Annotated in this window: 20 protein-coding genes, 1 tRNA gene and 1 pseudogene; 9 read left to right on the top strand and 13 right to left on the bottom strand. The window is 57.5% G+C overall.

The genetic code is table 11. From position 1 onward, the window contains the following. Positions 1-61 precede the first annotated feature (61 nt). The 6 genes from ACR0DS_RS10280 to ACR0DS_RS10305 all read right to left on the bottom strand — a co-directional run bounded on the left by ACR0DS_RS10280 (position 62) and on the right by ACR0DS_RS10305 (position 2,253). On the bottom strand, positions 62-259 hold the full coding sequence (locus ACR0DS_RS10280) for a hypothetical protein (RefSeq protein WP_480482386.1): 198 nt from the start codon (positions 257-259) through the stop codon (positions 62-64). An 8-nt stretch (positions 260-267) separates the two neighbouring features. Further along, positions 268-864 (bottom strand): metallophosphoesterase family protein, encoded by a 597-nt coding sequence (locus ACR0DS_RS10285; RefSeq protein ID WP_480559259.1) that lies wholly within the window; start codon positions 862-864, stop codon positions 268-270. 57 nt (positions 865-921) lie between these two features. Further along, complete coding sequence (locus ACR0DS_RS10290; RefSeq protein ID WP_480559261.1) at positions 922-1,239, bottom strand: hypothetical protein; 318 nt, start codon at positions 1,237-1,239, stop codon at positions 922-924. A gap of 176 nt (positions 1,240-1,415) precedes the next feature. After that, the gene (locus tag ACR0DS_RS10295) at positions 1,416-1,574 is read right to left on the bottom strand and encodes a hypothetical protein (RefSeq protein WP_250042147.1); all 159 of its coding nucleotides are present in this window, start codon (positions 1,572-1,574) and stop codon (positions 1,416-1,418) included. Continuing rightward, positions 1,571-1,984: a hypothetical protein gene (locus ACR0DS_RS10300; protein WP_480559263.1), complete on the bottom strand. Its 414-nt coding sequence runs from the start codon at positions 1,982-1,984 to the stop codon at positions 1,571-1,573. Before ACR0DS_RS10300 ends, ACR0DS_RS10295 begins: the two co-directional genes overlap by 4 nt. Next, complete coding sequence (locus tag ACR0DS_RS10305; RefSeq protein ID WP_480487020.1) at positions 1,972-2,253, bottom strand: hypothetical protein; 282 nt, start codon at positions 2,251-2,253, stop codon at positions 1,972-1,974. Before ACR0DS_RS10305 ends, ACR0DS_RS10300 begins: the two co-directional genes overlap by 13 nt. Before the next feature lie 82 nt (positions 2,254-2,335). On the opposite strand from ACR0DS_RS10305, the gene ACR0DS_RS10310 reads away from it, so the two are divergent. Further along, a complete protein-coding gene (locus ACR0DS_RS10310; RefSeq protein ID WP_480559265.1) occupies positions 2,336-2,560 on the top strand; it encodes a helix-turn-helix domain-containing protein in 225 nt (74 codons plus the stop codon). On the opposite strand, the gene ACR0DS_RS10315 is transcribed toward ACR0DS_RS10310, so the two are convergent. Then, positions 2,557-3,201, bottom strand: coding sequence for a helix-turn-helix domain-containing protein (locus tag ACR0DS_RS10315; RefSeq protein WP_480482374.1), 645 nt, complete (start codon positions 3,199-3,201; stop codon positions 2,557-2,559). The genes ACR0DS_RS10310 and ACR0DS_RS10315 overlap by 4 nt on opposite strands. Before the next feature lie 118 nt (positions 3,202-3,319). Here ACR0DS_RS10315 and ACR0DS_RS10320 point away from each other — a divergent pair, with 118 nt between their 5' ends. Together ACR0DS_RS10320 and ACR0DS_RS10325 are read left to right on the top strand one after the other, a co-directional pair. Beyond that, positions 3,320-3,523, top strand: coding sequence for a hypothetical protein (locus ACR0DS_RS10320; protein ID WP_480559267.1), 204 nt, complete (start codon positions 3,320-3,322; stop codon positions 3,521-3,523). A 585-nt stretch (positions 3,524-4,108) separates the two neighbouring features. Next, a complete protein-coding gene (locus ACR0DS_RS10325) occupies positions 4,109-4,699 on the top strand; it encodes a tyrosine-type recombinase/integrase (protein WP_480482372.1) in 591 nt (196 codons plus the stop codon). 397 nt (positions 4,700-5,096) lie between these two features. Here ACR0DS_RS10325 and arsJ read toward each other — a convergent pair whose 3' ends face one another. From arsJ to ACR0DS_RS10340, 3 genes are read right to left on the bottom strand one after another with little or no spacing between them, the layout of a single operon-like run. Then, positions 5,097-6,362 carry an organoarsenical effux MFS transporter ArsJ gene (arsJ, locus tag ACR0DS_RS10330; protein ID WP_480559269.1) on the bottom strand — a complete coding sequence of 422 codons (1,266 nt, stop codon included), beginning with the start codon at positions 6,360-6,362 and terminating at the stop codon, positions 5,097-5,099. After that, positions 6,359-7,357 carry an ArsJ-associated glyceraldehyde-3-phosphate dehydrogenase gene (locus tag ACR0DS_RS10335; protein ID WP_480559271.1) on the bottom strand — a complete coding sequence of 333 codons (999 nt, stop codon included), beginning with the start codon at positions 7,355-7,357 and terminating at the stop codon, positions 6,359-6,361. Before ACR0DS_RS10335 ends, arsJ begins: the two co-directional genes overlap by 4 nt. Next, a complete protein-coding gene (locus ACR0DS_RS10340) occupies positions 7,354-8,187 on the bottom strand; it encodes an arsenate reductase/protein-tyrosine-phosphatase family protein (protein ID WP_480559273.1) in 834 nt (277 codons plus the stop codon). Before ACR0DS_RS10340 ends, ACR0DS_RS10335 begins: the two co-directional genes overlap by 4 nt. A gap of 237 nt (positions 8,188-8,424) precedes the next feature. On the opposite strand from ACR0DS_RS10340, the gene ACR0DS_RS10345 reads away from it, so the two are divergent. Then, a tRNA-Thr gene (locus ACR0DS_RS10345) sits at positions 8,425-8,500 on the top strand. A 54-nt stretch (positions 8,501-8,554) separates the two neighbouring features. Next, positions 8,555-8,985, top strand: a pseudogene (gene tnpA / locus ACR0DS_RS10350) (IS200/IS605 family transposase). A gap of 57 nt (positions 8,986-9,042) precedes the next feature. Here the strand turns inward: tnpA and pncB are convergent. Further along, positions 9,043-10,335 (bottom strand): nicotinate phosphoribosyltransferase, encoded by a 1,293-nt coding sequence (gene pncB, locus ACR0DS_RS10355; protein ID WP_480484546.1) that lies wholly within the window; start codon positions 10,333-10,335, stop codon positions 9,043-9,045. Positions 10,336-10,499: 164 nt separating this feature from the next. Here pncB and ACR0DS_RS10360 point away from each other — a divergent pair, with 164 nt between their 5' ends. After that, on the top strand, positions 10,500-11,033 hold the full coding sequence (locus ACR0DS_RS10360; protein WP_480559275.1) for a hypothetical protein: 534 nt from the start codon (positions 10,500-10,502) through the stop codon (positions 11,031-11,033). Here ACR0DS_RS10360 and pncA read toward each other — a convergent pair. Then, the gene (gene pncA, locus ACR0DS_RS10365) at positions 11,030-11,623 is read right to left on the bottom strand and encodes a bifunctional nicotinamidase/pyrazinamidase (RefSeq protein WP_480559277.1); all 594 of its coding nucleotides are present in this window, start codon (positions 11,621-11,623) and stop codon (positions 11,030-11,032) included. The genes ACR0DS_RS10360 and pncA overlap by 4 nt on opposite strands. Before the next feature lie 97 nt (positions 11,624-11,720). On the opposite strand from pncA, the gene trhO reads away from it, so the two are divergent. Both trhO and ACR0DS_RS10375 read left to right on the top strand, forming a co-directional pair. Next, positions 11,721-12,626 carry an oxygen-dependent tRNA uridine(34) hydroxylase TrhO gene (gene trhO / locus ACR0DS_RS10370; RefSeq protein WP_480559279.1) on the top strand — a complete coding sequence of 302 codons (906 nt, stop codon included), beginning with the start codon at positions 11,721-11,723 and terminating at the stop codon, positions 12,624-12,626. 65 nt (positions 12,627-12,691) lie between these two features. After that, entirely contained in the window at positions 12,692-13,204 is a 513-nt protein-coding gene (locus ACR0DS_RS10375) for a potassium channel family protein (protein ID WP_209505145.1), read from the top strand. Between the two features lie 3 nt (positions 13,205-13,207). Here ACR0DS_RS10375 and ACR0DS_RS10380 read toward each other — a convergent pair whose 3' ends face one another. Further along, positions 13,208-13,537 carry a hypothetical protein gene (locus tag ACR0DS_RS10380; protein WP_480559281.1) on the bottom strand — a complete coding sequence of 110 codons (330 nt, stop codon included), beginning with the start codon at positions 13,535-13,537 and terminating at the stop codon, positions 13,208-13,210. Between the two features lie 188 nt (positions 13,538-13,725). On the opposite strand from ACR0DS_RS10380, the gene betB reads away from it, so the two are divergent. Then, a complete protein-coding gene (gene betB, locus ACR0DS_RS10385) occupies positions 13,726-15,180 on the top strand; it encodes a betaine-aldehyde dehydrogenase (RefSeq protein WP_480559283.1) in 1,455 nt (484 codons plus the stop codon). Positions 15,181-15,282 lie beyond the last annotated feature (102 nt).

A 15,282-nucleotide genomic window follows, 5' to 3' on the forward strand; every position in this document is an offset into this window, starting at 1 on the left:
AAAATAGGCTCGAAGCGATCATGCGGCAGCGGGATAGCGCTATCGCCCTATCCTGACACTCTCAGACCTCCAGCACAAAGGCCGGATCGAACGACACCTCCTCACCTGGATATCCCCGCTGGTTCGTGACAAAGCGGATCGGTCCGTGGTCGCTTTCGAATGTCCGGCTCTCTCCCTCGTGGCTGTGCCCCCAAATCCATGTGTCGATGTCGAAGCCCCGGATCTCGTCCCAGAGGTCGCAGGCAAACCCGTTGTTCATCGCGCGCTTCACGTGGCCGCCGATGATGCGCACGGGGCGATCAGTTCGCGCAGCGGCAGGTGGTGGGTCATAACTACGGTCGGGCCATCATATGGGGCACGCAGGGCGGCGGGGATCGCAGCTTTGTCCTGCGCATGACGTTCCAGCATGTCGTCGATGGTAAAGCGGGTATCGGGCGCGGTGTGAATGGCATGGTAGTCCTGCATGTAGGCCGAGACCATGATCCGCGCGAGGTCGTCGAACTCTGGATAGAGTTGCAGATTCGTCCAGAGCGTCGCGCCGATGATACGGACGCCCGCGATTTCGGTCTCGGCCCCATGCAGAACGCGGACGTCGAGGCCTTCGGCGCGCAGTTCGGTAAGCTGGCGCTCCTCCTCGGTCAACAGTTCCGCCCAGACCGAGCCATAGGGTTCATGATTGCCCCAGATCACCACGACCGGGCAGCTATATTTGTGCGCGGCATACGCCGGAATCTCCAGATGCCGCCCTCGCGTGTGCGTATCGCCCGCTATCAGAATCCCGTCCAGCGGAGCGGACAGATCGGGCAGGTCGAAGCCGCCCCAGAATTCGTCAAGCAGGTCGCTCCAGACCAGAAACCGCGCCATACCGCGCCCTCATTTGATCGTGTGATAGTGCTATCGCCCTATATCTCCATCGCACGCCTATTGCAGATACACCCTGATTGCATCCAGCGCCTTAGCCGATCCCGCAAGGCTGAACCTGTGCGCCAGCCCGCCAAAGCCGACTTCGGCCCATTCCGCCGCGCGGATGTTTTCGACGAACAGCGCGGTCGCGCCCATGCCTGCGGCGGAATAGTTGTCGAGCAGAATCTCGCCGCCGCGCGCCTCGAAGTCCAGCATCTCGCCGTTCGAGAAGGTGAGCTGCACCCGTTCCCGCGCTTTTGGAACTTGCCCGCCTGGCAGCACCTTCACGGCGCAGTTGTCAAAGGTGCAAGCCCCGTCCGGCCCCAGCTCGCTCACCTCGTCCGAGCGTATGAGCCAGATTTCATCCCCCGTCTGGCGGCGCGGGCTGACATCGCCCGTCGCATTGGTGAAGGTCCAGAATTCGGCCCCGCCTTCCAGTGATGCCTCGAAATATCAGCCCCCGGCCATGACAGGGCTGGCGAGCGCGATCAGCGCGGCGGTGAACAGCGTTTTCATTTCTTCAAATCCTCCGCCGGAATATCGACCCCCGCATCGGCCAACGCGCGGGCGATGAGTTGGCTCATCGACAGGCCGCGTTTGATGGCCTCCAGCCGCAGAGCCTTGTGGCCCTCGGCGCTGATGTAGAAAGAGGTGTGCTTCTGCTCGCTCATGCGGTGGCCTCGCGGTGCAGGGCAGCGAAGCTGCGCAGTGCCATGGTCAGGGCCTCAAAGCTTATTGCGTTATCGGTGAACACAGCGTTGCCCGCCGTGACGCGAAGATCATAGCCGCCGCGCGCACCCACGCGGATATCGAATTGCGCCCCCGTTTCCGGCGCGTGCAAACAGCGCGGGCTGTGCCAGAATTGCTCTTGATCGGCAGGAACCAGATCGGCCTCCAGCCCGAGCTGCGCATCGAGCAGGATATCCAGAACGAGGTCCAGCCCCCCTGCGGCGCGTTCCTGATCCTCAATTGTGGCGTTGGTCTGGGTCTGCGTAACCCAATGCGGCACGGTGAACTGGACAAGAAAGGCCTGCAAGCGGCGCTGCACGCCGTCCGGATCGTGAAGGTTCAGCGATACCATTTTTCGCGCCCCTCCGATGCGACAAAGATTCCGGCAGCGATGGCGAAAGGTATGGCGGCAAGCCCACCCAGCAGCATGAAGCCAATGACGTCGCCTGTGACAAGAAAGCCAAGCCCGACGAGGAGCGGCAGCAGGCCAATCGCCGCCACGATACCAGCCCGAACCTTCAGGTAGCGCCCAGTGAACCCCGCGCCCAGAACGCCCTTCTTTGCGCCGCAGGACGGGCAAACCCGTGCCTCTTCGTGGATCTCGGTCATACAGTGGGGCATTGGGGCATGGGTACTCTCCAACTCGTCGAATGTATGTTAAAACAGGTAGATTTAAAAGCGTCAAAGCACAATAGCATTGTGCATGAAAACGACGCCCAAGAGCCCCCTGCGAGACATCGTCGCGCGCAATATGCGCAAGCTGCGCGCCGAGCGTGGCTGGTCGCAGGAGTATCTGGCGAACGAGGCCGGGCTGAACCGAACCTATCTCAGCGCGGTCGAGCGCTCGGAACAGAACATCTCGATCGACAACCTGTATCGGGTGGCCGAGGGGTTCGGCGTTGAGGCTTGGTCGCTGCTGAAGCCTTAGGTGTCGTCTCCAAGATCTTGATCAACAATGGCCTGCCAGGCAGCCATGTCCCGTTCATAACCGTGCGGTCGATCATCATCGCCGTAGTCGTCAGGATTAGGTGGTTGGGGGAGATTTTCCGGATGAAATTTGTACCTGGTAAGGACTTTAACTGATCCACGGATCATCTCGGGATCCACGCGGGGCCAGTCACCTGTATCAGCCATGACGGCATGTCGAGCAACTTTCATCCGGGTCTTCCAATCCATGGTTGGATACTCGCGATCCAGAAACTCAAGGATTTTCATGAGGTCGTCGATTGCACTCTCAATGATCTGTGGTGTCGGCTTGAGAGAACGTCCCATTAGGAGCATATCCAGATCGACGTCGATCATGGTTGCGAGCCTAGCAAGTGAGTCTGAAGGAACAGGCCGCGCGCCACTTTCATAGGTATAATATGTGCGCGGCGTGATCCCCATCAGATCAGCCATATCCTGTTTCTTTAGCTGTCGGTTGATTCGAAGGGTTCGCAAGTTTTCGTGCAGAGGCGACACAGGGGAATGATATGCCCGCCTGTAATCGAGCAAATCTTGCTTCATTCGCTCGCGTTTGGCCTGCTCTTCTTCTTCAGGTGTAGGCGGTTTCTGCGGAACAAACGGCATGGCACTCCTGATTTCGGAACATATGTTCCGAAAATGTAGAATATTTGTACTGTCGCGTGACTTCTTACCTATGGCCTGCAACTTCTTGCAAGAGTTTACGAAGATTGCAGGTGGAGAAATGTCGGAGCTTCTAACGCAGAGTCAGACACCAGAGGCGTGGAGCGTGAGCTTGCGCGAACACGGCGTGCATGTTTCGCCCCGGCTTATCCGGGAAAAGGCGCACAGGACCGGGAACTTCTACAATATCGGTCGTTTGATGTTGCTGACACCCGAGCACCTCGAAGCGCTGATCAAGTCGTCACAGAAAGCGATGGGCCAATAAAGATGAATGGTGCGCCCGGCTCCTCTTTCGGTTCGGAAATTCTGGCAACGGGCAAGACACCGGACCAGTGGGTCGAGGTGTTGGTCAGCCGTGGGATCCGGATTACCGAACGAACGGTTCGAGAGAAGGCAAATCGGCTGGGTGCACGATTCAAGATTGGAAATGCGATGATTATCACCCCATCGCAACTCGACAGAATTTTGATGTAGAGCCAAGGATGCCGCTCGAACCCTACCAACGCGGATCGGTCTACTGGGTCAAGGGCTGGATCGAATACAACGGTCGACCGATCGCCGGTCCATATCGCAAAAGCACGCGAGCGACTACTGAGGCTGCGCAAGGGACTGGATAAGGGATGAAACGGAACTTCAGATCCGTAAGCATGTCATCGGCGAAGAACACACCTTGCGATTTGCTGACGCCGTTGAGATTTATCTCCCGTCGCCCCAAACGGCGAAGCAGCTCCTGCCGATACTGGAAGAAATCGGGGACTTGCCTCTCGGTGCGATCACGGGGGCGCTACTCAAGAGCCTTGGACCCAAACTGAAACCGAAGGCTTGCACAGATACTTGGTGGCGCGAGATCGTGACTCCGGCGCGCGCGGTCATCAACAACGCGCACGAATTCAAGGGGACGCCACTCCTGCGGGTTAAACGGTATGACAAGTTCGAGCGGATTGCCCAAGATCAGCGCAGGCAGAAAACCAGCCGAGTTGAGCGCATCCCGGCAACGCGCGAATGGATCGAGGCGTTTTGCGCGGCGGCCGATCCCTACAATGCCGCGATGGCGCGCTTCATGTTTGAGACGGCAGCGCGCATTGACCAGGCGATTTCAATTGAGCCGGACGATCTGAGACCCGAAACCTGCGAGGTTCGTATCAAGGCTCAGAAAGGCCATGCCGAAAGCTGGATTGCAGTTTCTCCCGAAATGATGGCTGAGCTTGAGGCCTTGCAGCCGAAGCGGCCCAAGAACCTGAAAACCGGACAGCTCCTGTCTCCCCGTGTTTTTGGTTACGGCAGCTCGACCGGCTCTAACAACCGCTGGAAGACGATCTGCAAGCGTGCGGGCATTCCATACCTTTCGGCGCACCCCGCCGGGAGGCATGGGTTTTTCACAGAACTGGTGGTCCGGCAGGGCGTTGACCCAGTGACAGCAGCCAGGGCAGGGCGGTGGTAAGATCCCAATCTGCCGATGCGTATCTATGCCCATGCAGAGACCGACGAAGCCGCCATCAGGGCGCGTTTTCGTACGAAGCCTGTACAAGCGGCAAAGCCAAAATCACTTAAGAAACGGAAAACAAAGAAGGAAATCAAAGATGAATAACTCCCTCCTAAGGGGCAGGTTGCAGGTACGAATCCTGCCGGGGTCACCAAAAATACAGGATAATATGTCGGATACCGGGATTCAGCGGCCAGCGGAGTCGTCATGGTTTACTGAACATTGCGAAGGCATATGCCGAAACATGTAAAATTCGCGCCATTCGATTTTCTATAACCTTGCGCAGCCCCGCCGATCAGATCGCTACCAATCATGGCGAGGGCGATTCAGTCAATGAGGTATCGTTCAAAAACGGTCACGTCAGTGCGTCGGAAGTTTGGTCTGTCAGTTTGCATGAAGTCAGCGCAGCAAGGGCCAACATCACGGACGCGGTGCCGAGGACCATTGGCAATCCTCCGATCTGATAGGTCAGGCCGGACAGAACCGTGCCGATCAGCCGGCCTGTTGCATTTGCCATGTAATAAAATCCGACATCCATTGTCACACGTTCGGACCGGGTGAAGGCCAGGATCAGATAGGAATGCAGCGATGAATTCACCGCAAATATTGCTCCGAAGATCAGCAGCCCCGCCACAAGCGTTATGGTCAGCCAGGTTTCAGGCCCATGTGACAGCGATATGGACAATGTTAGAGCCGCAGGAACGCAGAAAAGGACAATCGCCCAATTACGTGCCGCGCGGATCAAATCGCCTTCGGTTCGATCCGCCGCACGAAGGATCTTTGGCGCGTAGGCCTGCACTGCGCCATAGAGGATGACCCACAGCGCCATGAATGTTCCGATCATGAAGAACGCGGAACGGTTGCCGTCGTCGGTGCCGTCCGACAGGGCGGCATAGAAATAGATCGGGATGCCGACCACGAACCAGACATCGCGGGCACCGAACAGAAAGACCCGCGCTGCGGATAGCCAGTTCACATTGGCGGATTTTGACAATATTTCCGAGAATTTCGCCCCTTTTCGCCCCTTCGGCAGGCCCGCTGGCATGAACAGAATAACTGCGAACAGGATCAGTGCCAGAACCGCCGCCATGGCCAGAATTGCCGTCATGAATCCCAACGTGGCCAGCATGGCCGCGCCCAACAGGAAACCCAGCCCTTTGACGGCGTTTTTTGATCCGGTCAGCACCGCGACCCACCGAAACAGCCCTCCGCCCTCGGCCGGGGCCAGTAATTTGACTGATGATTTCGACGACATCTTGGCCAGATCCTTGGCCACTCCGCTTGCCCCCTGCACCATCATCGCAAAGCTGACCGAGGCGGTAACGGTCCAGTGCGGATCAAGCTGCGTCATGGCAAGCAACGCCACCACCTGCAGCCCCAATCCTGCATAAAGGGTGGACGTCAACCCGAACCGGGCGGCAATCCAACCTGCGGATAGGTTGGTGACGATCCCAGCAATCTCGTAAAGCACAAACAGATAGGCCAGCTGAACCGGTGAGAATCCCATGGTGTGAAAGTGCAGTAGCACCAACATCCTGAGCGCCCCGTCAGTCAGCATGAAGGCCCAATAAGCCGCCGTGACCGCGACATAAGCCGACAGTCCTTCGGGCCGCTGGGTCACAGCGAGGACCCGACCATCAGCGCCACATCCACCAAGCGGTGCGCATAGCCCATCTCATTGTCGTACCACGCATAGATTTTCACCTGTGTCCCGTTTATCACCATGGTCGAGGGCGCATCGACAATCGAGGAGCGTTTGTCATTGGTGTAATCGGTGGATACCAGTGGGCGGGTCTCATAACCCAGAATACCCTTCAGATCACCCTCAGCCGCCGCTTTGAAGAGGGCGTTGACCTCGTCAACCGTGGTGGCCCGCTCAACTTCGAATACGCAATCGGTCAGCGAGGCGTTCAAAAGCGGCACCCTGACGGCGTGACCATTCAGACGCCCTTTGAGTTCGGGATAGATCAGCGTGATGGCGGTGGCCGAACCGGTGGTCGTCGGGATCAGTGAGTTGAGGGCCGACCGCGCGCGCCGCAAGTCTTTTGCGGGCCGATCAACAATCGTTTGCGTGTTGGTCACGTCATGGATCGTGGTCATCGACCCATGGCGGATACCCAGATTCTCGTGGATCACCTTGACCACCGGCGCCAGGCAATTCGTTGTGCAAGAGGCCGCTGTCACAATTTTATGGGTCGCGGGGTCGTATGTGCCGTCATTCACACCGACAACGATATTGGCCGTCGGGCCGTCTTTGACCGGGGCCGAGACGACGACCTTCTTCACCCCGGCATCAAAATACGGGGCCAGCTTGGCCTCGGTCTTGAACACGCCCGTACAGTCGATCACGACGTCGACGCCGTCCAGCGGTAGGGTGTTCTGGTCTTTCGTGCCGATGAACGGCAGGTGGGTTCCATTCACAGTGATGCTGTCGGCATCAAAGCTGAATTCTGCATCCCATCGCCCATGCACGGTGTCGAACTCCAACAGATGCGCGTGCATCTGGGGGTCGCCGACGGCATCGTTGATCCAGGCAATCTTTGCCCCCTGTTCCAAGAGTGGCTTCAGGGCCAGTTTCCCCATTCGGCCAAGGCCGTTCAAAGCGTAAGTCGTCATGGTGCATCCTCAAGTGGCGATCGCGCGATTTCATCAACGGCGGATTGCAGTGCGATCCGGTCCAGGCTTTCAACCGGCAGCGATGTAAAGGCTTGAATCCGACGCTTCAGCGCGCCGTACGCGTTTTGAAAGGCCAGGCTTTTCTCGGCATCGGAGCCTTCTGTCTTGACTGGATCCGCCATGCCCCAGTGACCGCTGATCGGCTGGCCTTCCCAGGCGGGACATTCTTCGTTTGCAGCCTGATTGCAGACCGTAAAAACGAAATCCATTTCAGGCGCGCCCGACCCCGAGAACTCGGATATATTCTTTGAGCGGAGCGCCGAAGTATCGTGCCCCTTGTCTTGCAGAACCCGAATTGCAAACGGGTTGAGTTCGGAAAACGGTCGTATGCCGGCCGAATACACATTGAACCGATCCCCGCCGATATCCCGCAAAAGGGATTCGGCAAAGATCGACCGGGCAGAATTACCCACGCAAATGAACAACACATTGAACTTTCGGTCGGCCATGGGCTCGCGTCCTTTGGCCAAGGGCACGCAAAGATCGGGTCGGCCGCGACAGCAATCCACGAGCAGGAAATCGAACATGTGCTGCACGTTCTTCATCTCAATCGAATAGAGCAGTGACGTCCCGGATCGTTCCTGCTTGACCAGCCCGGATCGCTGCAACGCGTTGAGATAGTTCGACAAGGTGCTGGACTTGATCCCCAGTTCCGACGCCAGTTCCCCCGCTGGAACAGTGTCAGGATACCGTCGCATCAACATGCGAAATACGGTGATACGTTGTGGGTGGCCAAGGATGGCCAGCTGGTCGGTTATCTCTTCTATCATATTTCATGAAATATAGAATAATAAGTTTAGAGTCAAAACTACTCATGCGTCGTTACAAAAATTTCACAAATTGGAAGCTCGCCCCATTGGATTGATCATTGGCCCAATACGTCGACGACAACCACTGGTGAAAAGGGGGAAAGGCCCGAACGGACATAACTGGTCTTGCAGGCTTTAGGCTGACGGTTTAAATGGGCCATCTCATCCGGTCGAGGCCAGTTCCGGATGACTCAAGGCGCCGCTGTAGCTCAGCTGGTAGAGCACGTCATTCGTAATGATGGGGTCGGGGGTTCGAGTCCCTTCAGCGGCACCACAAGTTTCAGTATCCACGCTTTGACGCAAACCCTTCGACTTCCGGTCGGGCCCGATTCAGTGCGGAGAATCGTGTTATGATATTGGCAAGCACTGCGTTTTCTATCACCGTACCATATCGTCTGGTCGACCAAGTATCGCTATAAGGTGCTGACCGGTGCGGTGCGCCTGCGGGTGCGCGCCATCGTCCGTCAGGTCTGCCACGAGAACGAGGTCGACATCTTGCGCGGGGTGTTGTTGAGCGATCCCGTGCATTTGTTCGTGTCGGTGCCGCCGAAGATTGCCATCTCGGGTCTGGTGCGCAAGATGAAGGGCCGTTCGTCTCACAAGGTGCAACGGGAAATTCCCGCGCTGCGCAGCCGCTACTGTGGACGCCGGTTCTGGGGCTGGGGGTATTTCTCAACCACCGACGGCGCCATCACCGAGAACATCGTGCTGCAATACCTCGAAAACCATATCGCCGATCCTGCCGACGCCAATCTGTAGTCGTTTAGTCCCGGCATCATATGAATTGAGGATAAGTGTTTGATATTGTGCCTTGGCTTAGACAATCACCTCGATCGCCTCCTGAGCGCCAACGCCAAACACCCGCTTATAGCGTTCGATCTGGTCCTTCGGGCCCATCGCCTTTTCCGGGTTGTCCGACAGCTTTACCGTCGGGCGTCCATTGGCGGATACGGCTTTGCAGACCAATGAGAACGGTGCCAGCGAGTCATTTGGAACCAGACCGCGGAAATCGTTGGTCAGCAAGGTACCCCAGCCAAAGGATACTTTGGTGCGGTCAGCAAACTGCGCATGCAATTCCTGGATTTTGTCCACATCCAACCCGTCCGAGAAAATGATCCGTTTCTGGGTCGGGTCTTCACCGCGCGCTTTCCACCAGTCGATGGCCACCTCGGCGGCGGTGGCCGGATCACCGCTGTCGATGCGAATACCGGTCCAGCCCGCCAGCCAGTCGGGTGCGTTGTCCAGAAAGCCCTTGGTGCCGTAGGTATCGGGCAGAATGATGCGCAGATTGCCGTCATGTTCGTCATGCCAATCGCTGAGAACGTCATAAGGGGCCTGTGCCAGTTCGGCATCGGTGTCGGCCAGCGCGGAATAGACCATCGGCAGCTCATGCGCGTTGGTGCCGATGGCCTCAACCTCACGCCGCATCGCGATCAGGCAGTTTGAGGTTCCGGTAAACGCGGGGCCAAGCCCTTCGATCATCGCCTGCACGCACCAATCCTGCCACAGGAAGGAATGCCGTCGCCGCGTGCCGAAATCGGCAATCCCCAGACCGTTGATCGTGCTCAGCTTTTCGATCTTTTCCCATACGCGGGTCATCGCGCGGGCATATAGCACCTGTAGCGCAAACCGGCGCATGTCGTTCAACACCGCGCGCGAGCGCAGTTCCATCAGCACCGCCAGCGCCGGAATTTCCCACAACATGACCTCGTGCCATTTGCCTTCGAAGGTCAGTTCATACTGATCGCCTTTGCGTTCAAGGTGGTAGGGCGGCAGGCGCATATTCTCGAACCATTCCATGAAATCGGAACGGAACATCTGGCGTTTTCCATAGAACATGTTGCCCCGCAGCCAGGTGCTTTCCCCCCGGCTGAGACTAAGCGAGCGGATATGATCCAGCTGTTCCCGCAGCTCACCTTCGTCGATCAAACGGGCCAAAGGCACGTGATTCGACCGGTTGATCAGGGAAAACACCACATTTGTTTGGGGCTTGTTTCGAAACACTGACTGGCACATCAGCAGTTTGTAGAAGTCTGTGTCGATTAAAGACCGGACAATCGGGTCAATCTTCCATTTATGATTGTAGACGCGGGTCGCGATGTCGACCATGGGGAACTCCTGCGATTTCCGTAGTTAGATCAATCGACAACGGGAATGGCAAGAGTCGCTGATTTGGTGACAATGCCAGCATGACGTCACAATACGGGCATATTGTGCATTGTTTTCGCCGGTTAGTGAGAGAAGGGGATGGAAAGACGAAACTGAGTTTGTGAATGGGTCTCGAGTACGATTTTGATATTGTTAATGTAGCACTGAACGAAATTGACCCGGAGAAGCTGGGGTCAGACTCTGATGTGGAACGCCAGGTGTGTGCGGTGTTTCGCGACATCAGAACAGCAGATGCGCTACGGGGAACATCGCCGAAAATCCGCAAGATTTTCCTGGATGCCGGGTTCAGCCTCGAGTCGCGGAACAGCGGCATCGTGCCCGGTGTGTTTCCGGCCGAAGATCAGGTGGACCGGGTCAGGATTCTGCGTTCTCTGTTTGAGAACATAAAATCGCGCGGCGTTCAGGGGGAGTATTGCGGCGAATTCAACCTGTGGGATTTTCTGCATTACATTCGGATGGCGCAGCCCATGGCCGGGATCGTGCGTACGCGTCAGGTGCGCAAACAGCCGCCACAGCAACAGCAACCCGTTTCGGACCGTCGGCGTTCTATTTCGGGGCGTATCGGGCTGGCGTTTGGGCTGGCCGTTGTTTTGTTTGTGACGATCAAACTGCTGGCAGCTGCCGGGGCGACACCTTAGGCCAGCGTAACACCGGCGTCGCGCATGGCCTGCTCGGCGGCAGCCAGTGATCCGTCCATGTCAATCGCGCGGCAGGCATCCATCCGGACTGTGACATCAATGCCCAACCGGGCAGCGTCTACAGCCGAATAGTGAACGCAGAAATCGGTCGCCAATCCAACCAGTGTCAAACGGGTGATGCCTCGGGTCTCAAGATAGCCTTTCAGGCCTGTTGGCGTCTGATGGTCATTTTCGAAGAACGCGGAATAACTGTCGATGCCACTGCGAAACCCCTTGCGCAGGATCAAATCGCCATCGGTGCGCAACTCGGGGTGAAACGCAGCACCGTTTGAGCCCTGAACGCAATGGTCCGGCCACAGCACCTGCGGGCCATAAGGCATGTCGATCAGCTCGAACGGGTTTTTGCCTTTGTGCGAGCTGGCAAAGGAAGAATGCCCCGCCGGATGCCAGTCCTGCGTCAGGATCACGGCGTCGAACTCCTCCATCATGGTATTGATAGACGCGACGATTTCGTCTCCTCCGGCCACTGCCAAGGCACCGCCGGGGCAAAAGTCGTTCTGGACATCAATGACAAGCAGGGCATGGGTCATGGCGGCCTCCGTATAACTGCCTTATCGGTAGGGGGCTGGGCGCGGGGCGTCAATGCAATCCCTTGCGACTCCGGGTTTGCGGGGGTAGATCGCGCATATGTACACGATCGCTGCCCTCTATCACTTTACCCGATTCCCGGACCCCGTCGCGCTGCGCGAACCGTTGCTTGATCTGTGTCGCGCGCAGTCCGTCACGGGAACGCTGTTGCTGGCGCAGGAAGGCATCAATGGCACCATCGCAGGCCCACGCGCCGGGATCGATGCGGCTCTTGCGCATATCCGGGCTCTGCCCGGTTGCTCGGATCTGAAGTGGAAAGAGGCGTCCTCGGACCATCCGCCTTTCGGCAAGATGAAAGTGCGACTGAAGAAAGAGATTGTGACCATGGGTCAGCCGGATGTCGATCCGCGCGCCCGTGTCGGCAACTATGTCGATCCGCAGGACTGGAATGATCTGATCCGTTCGGACGATGTCGTGGTGATCGACACCCGCAATGACTACGAAGTGGCGATCGGCACGTTCGAAGGCGCAATAGACCCTGAAACAGCCAGTTTCCGCGAATTTCCTGCCTGGTGGGAGGCGAACAAGGACCGCTTTCACAACAAGCGCGTTGCCATGTTCTGCACCGGCGGTATCCGGTGCGAGAAGTCCACCAATTACCTGCTGGGGCAGGGGGTCGAGGATGTCTATCACCTCAAAGGCGGTATCCTGCGCTATCTTGAAGAGATGCCATCCGAAGACAGCTCGTGGCAGGGTGACTGCTTTGTGTTCGACAACCGTGTCTCGGTTGGCCACGGCCTTGTAGAAGGGCCGCACAAGCTGTGCCATGGCTGCCGTCGCCCGATCCTGCCCGAGGATATGAAACGCCCCGAATATGAACATGGCGTGTCCTGTCACCAATGCATCGACGAGACATCCGAGGCCGACAAGATGCGCTTTCGTGAACGGCAAAAGCAAATAGTGCTTGCGCGCAAGCGGGGCGAGCCGCATTTGCGGCAGGACTGAAAGCGGGTTGCATGCCCTTGCTTTAGGCCGGATGATCACCGTCAGACTAGGCTGAGAGGGCGTTCATGCACCGCAAACCCACAACTCTGGAAGAATGGAAATCGACCCTGATTGCTGCATTGGGGCTGGTTCTGACAAGTTTTCTTGCCTGGTTCGGGCTATCGCGTCTTAACGAAACCGCTGCGGGTGACATGATCGGAACAATCGCGTCGGTTGGCCTGCTGATCTGGCTGGTGTCGCAATCCTGGTATTACATGACCCAGGTTACATCGCCGCGACGGCTTTTGTTCCTGATGGGTGTGTCATTCATCCAGGTCGTCCCGTTCCTGTTCGCCGCCGTCTACGGAGCTTTTGGGTACAACGATAATTGTGTGGTCGGGGCGCAGGGTCCGGGGGATGTCCTGTATTTCTCATATGTCACCTTCACCACGGTCGGGTATGGCGACATGTCCCCGACCGGCCTGTGCCGCGGGCTTGCCGTGTCCGAGGCTGTGACCGGTTACATTCTGCTGGGTATGTTTGTTGCGGCTGCGGTTGCGCTTTATACCCGCAATCATGCGCCAGAAGACCCTAAATAAGGGTTATCTGTTGTGATCAATCCAGCGGGACATCATTTTCTTGTCCCGAAAACACTCGGACGGGATCGGGCGGCGCTTACTGCGTGAGATCCGTTCAGCGAACGCCACTTGCTTGCCCGTCGGGTAATTGTCGAATTGCGAGGCGCCACATGATTTGTGGGCCGAAATCCAGTCGGACAACAATCGCCTGTCACGTTGAGCTTCGACCGGGATCTCAAGCGCTGATTTCTCGGCAATGGCGCGCGCATATCGCATCTGCCGGTCTGTTACCGGAAGCAGGTGGTAGTCATTGTTTGGCCCGTTCAGGGCCGCGTGGCGCATGTGCTGGGTCATCGGTTTGTCCTCTGACTATGTGGAACATATATAGAACATTAACCAAGGAGTTTCAAGATTTGTGCGCGGTGGCAGGCGTGACCTTGCCGCTTGGATGATTTTATTGACTGGCCAGTCAATAACCATTAGGGCCGATTCAAAATGACCAAATGCCCCGCCCGGACGGGGTCGAGCGAAAAGGACACGGTATGAAGTTTCAGCCCAAGGCCAGCCATTTCATCGACGGCACCTATGTCGAGGATACCGATGGCGCGGCCATTGACGTGATCTACCCCGCTACCGGCGAGGTGATTGCCCGTCTGCATTCGGCGACACCGGCGATTGTAGAAAAGGCTCTGAACAGCGCGAAAACCGCTCAGGCAGCTTGGGCCGCACTGACCGGAACAGAACGCGGCCGCATTCTGCGCCGCGCGGCCGACATTATGCGCGACCGCAACTACGACCTGTCGGTTCTGGAAACCCATGACACCGGCAAACCGATTCAGGAAACCACGGTGGCAGATGCCACATCGGGTGCAGATGCGCTGGAATATTTCGGCGGGTTGGCCGCCTCTCTGACCGGCGAGCATATTCCGCTGGGCGGTGGCGATTTCGTCTACACCATCCGTCAGGCGCTGGGCGTTTGCGTCGGCATCGGGGCGTGGAACTATCCCACGCAGATTGCCTGCTGGAAAGGTGCCCCGGCGCTGGCCTGCGGCAACACAATGGTCTTCAAGCCTTCGGAAACCACGCCCCTTTCGGCATTGAAAGTGGCCGAAATTCTGGTCGAGGCAGGTGCACCCAAGGGTGTCTACAACGTGATTCAGGGCTATGGCGACGTGGGGGCCGCACTGGTCACCGATCCGCGTGTAGCCAAGGTCTCGCTGACCGGATCGGTGCCGACAGGCCGCAAGGTTTATGCCGCGGCAGCTGACGGTATGAAGCACGTGACCATGGAACTGGGCGGCAAATCTCCGATGATCGTCTTTGACGATGCCGACATCGAAAACGCGGTGTCCGGCGCGATCCTTGGCAACTTCTATTCATCGGGCCAGGTCTGTTCCAACGGTACCCGCGTCTTTGTGCAAAAAGGGATCAAGGATGCCTTCCTGAAACGCCTGTCCGAACGTCTGGCCAACGCCAAAATCGGCGATCCGTTGGACGAGGACGTCAGCTTTGGTCCGATGGTCAGCGAAAACCAGTTGAACATCGCGCTGAGCTACGTCGACAAAGCCAGGGCCGAGGGCGCAAGGCTGGTCTTTGGCGGCAACCGGATCGAAGGCGGCGGTTTCTACATGCAGCCGACCGTTTTTGCTGATGTGACCGATGACATGACCATCGCGCGCGAGGAAATCTTTGGCCCCGTCATGTCGGTGCTGGATTTCGACACGGAATCCGAGGTCATGGCCCGTGCCAATGACACCGAATTTGGTCTGGCCGCAGGCGTCTTCACCAATGACCTGACCCGCGCGCACCGTGTTGTGGCCGGGTTCGAGGCGGGAACCTGTTATATCAACACCTATAACCTTGCCCCGGTCGAAGCCCCGTTTGGGGGATCGAAGATGTCGGGTGTCGGACGTGAGAACTCGAAGCTGGCGATCAACCATTTTTCGGAAATGAAAACAGTCTACGTTTCCATGAATGACGTCGAAGCCCCTTACTAGGGTCTTTTCTTCGTTCGTTTTCCTCTGTTCCCGACATTTGGCGTCGGGAACAGAGTACAAGCCCGCCCTTACCTGTGGCTGACTTTCCTGTACCGGCCCCGC

Source organism: Ruegeria sp. AF5 (genome assembly GCF_056541905.1).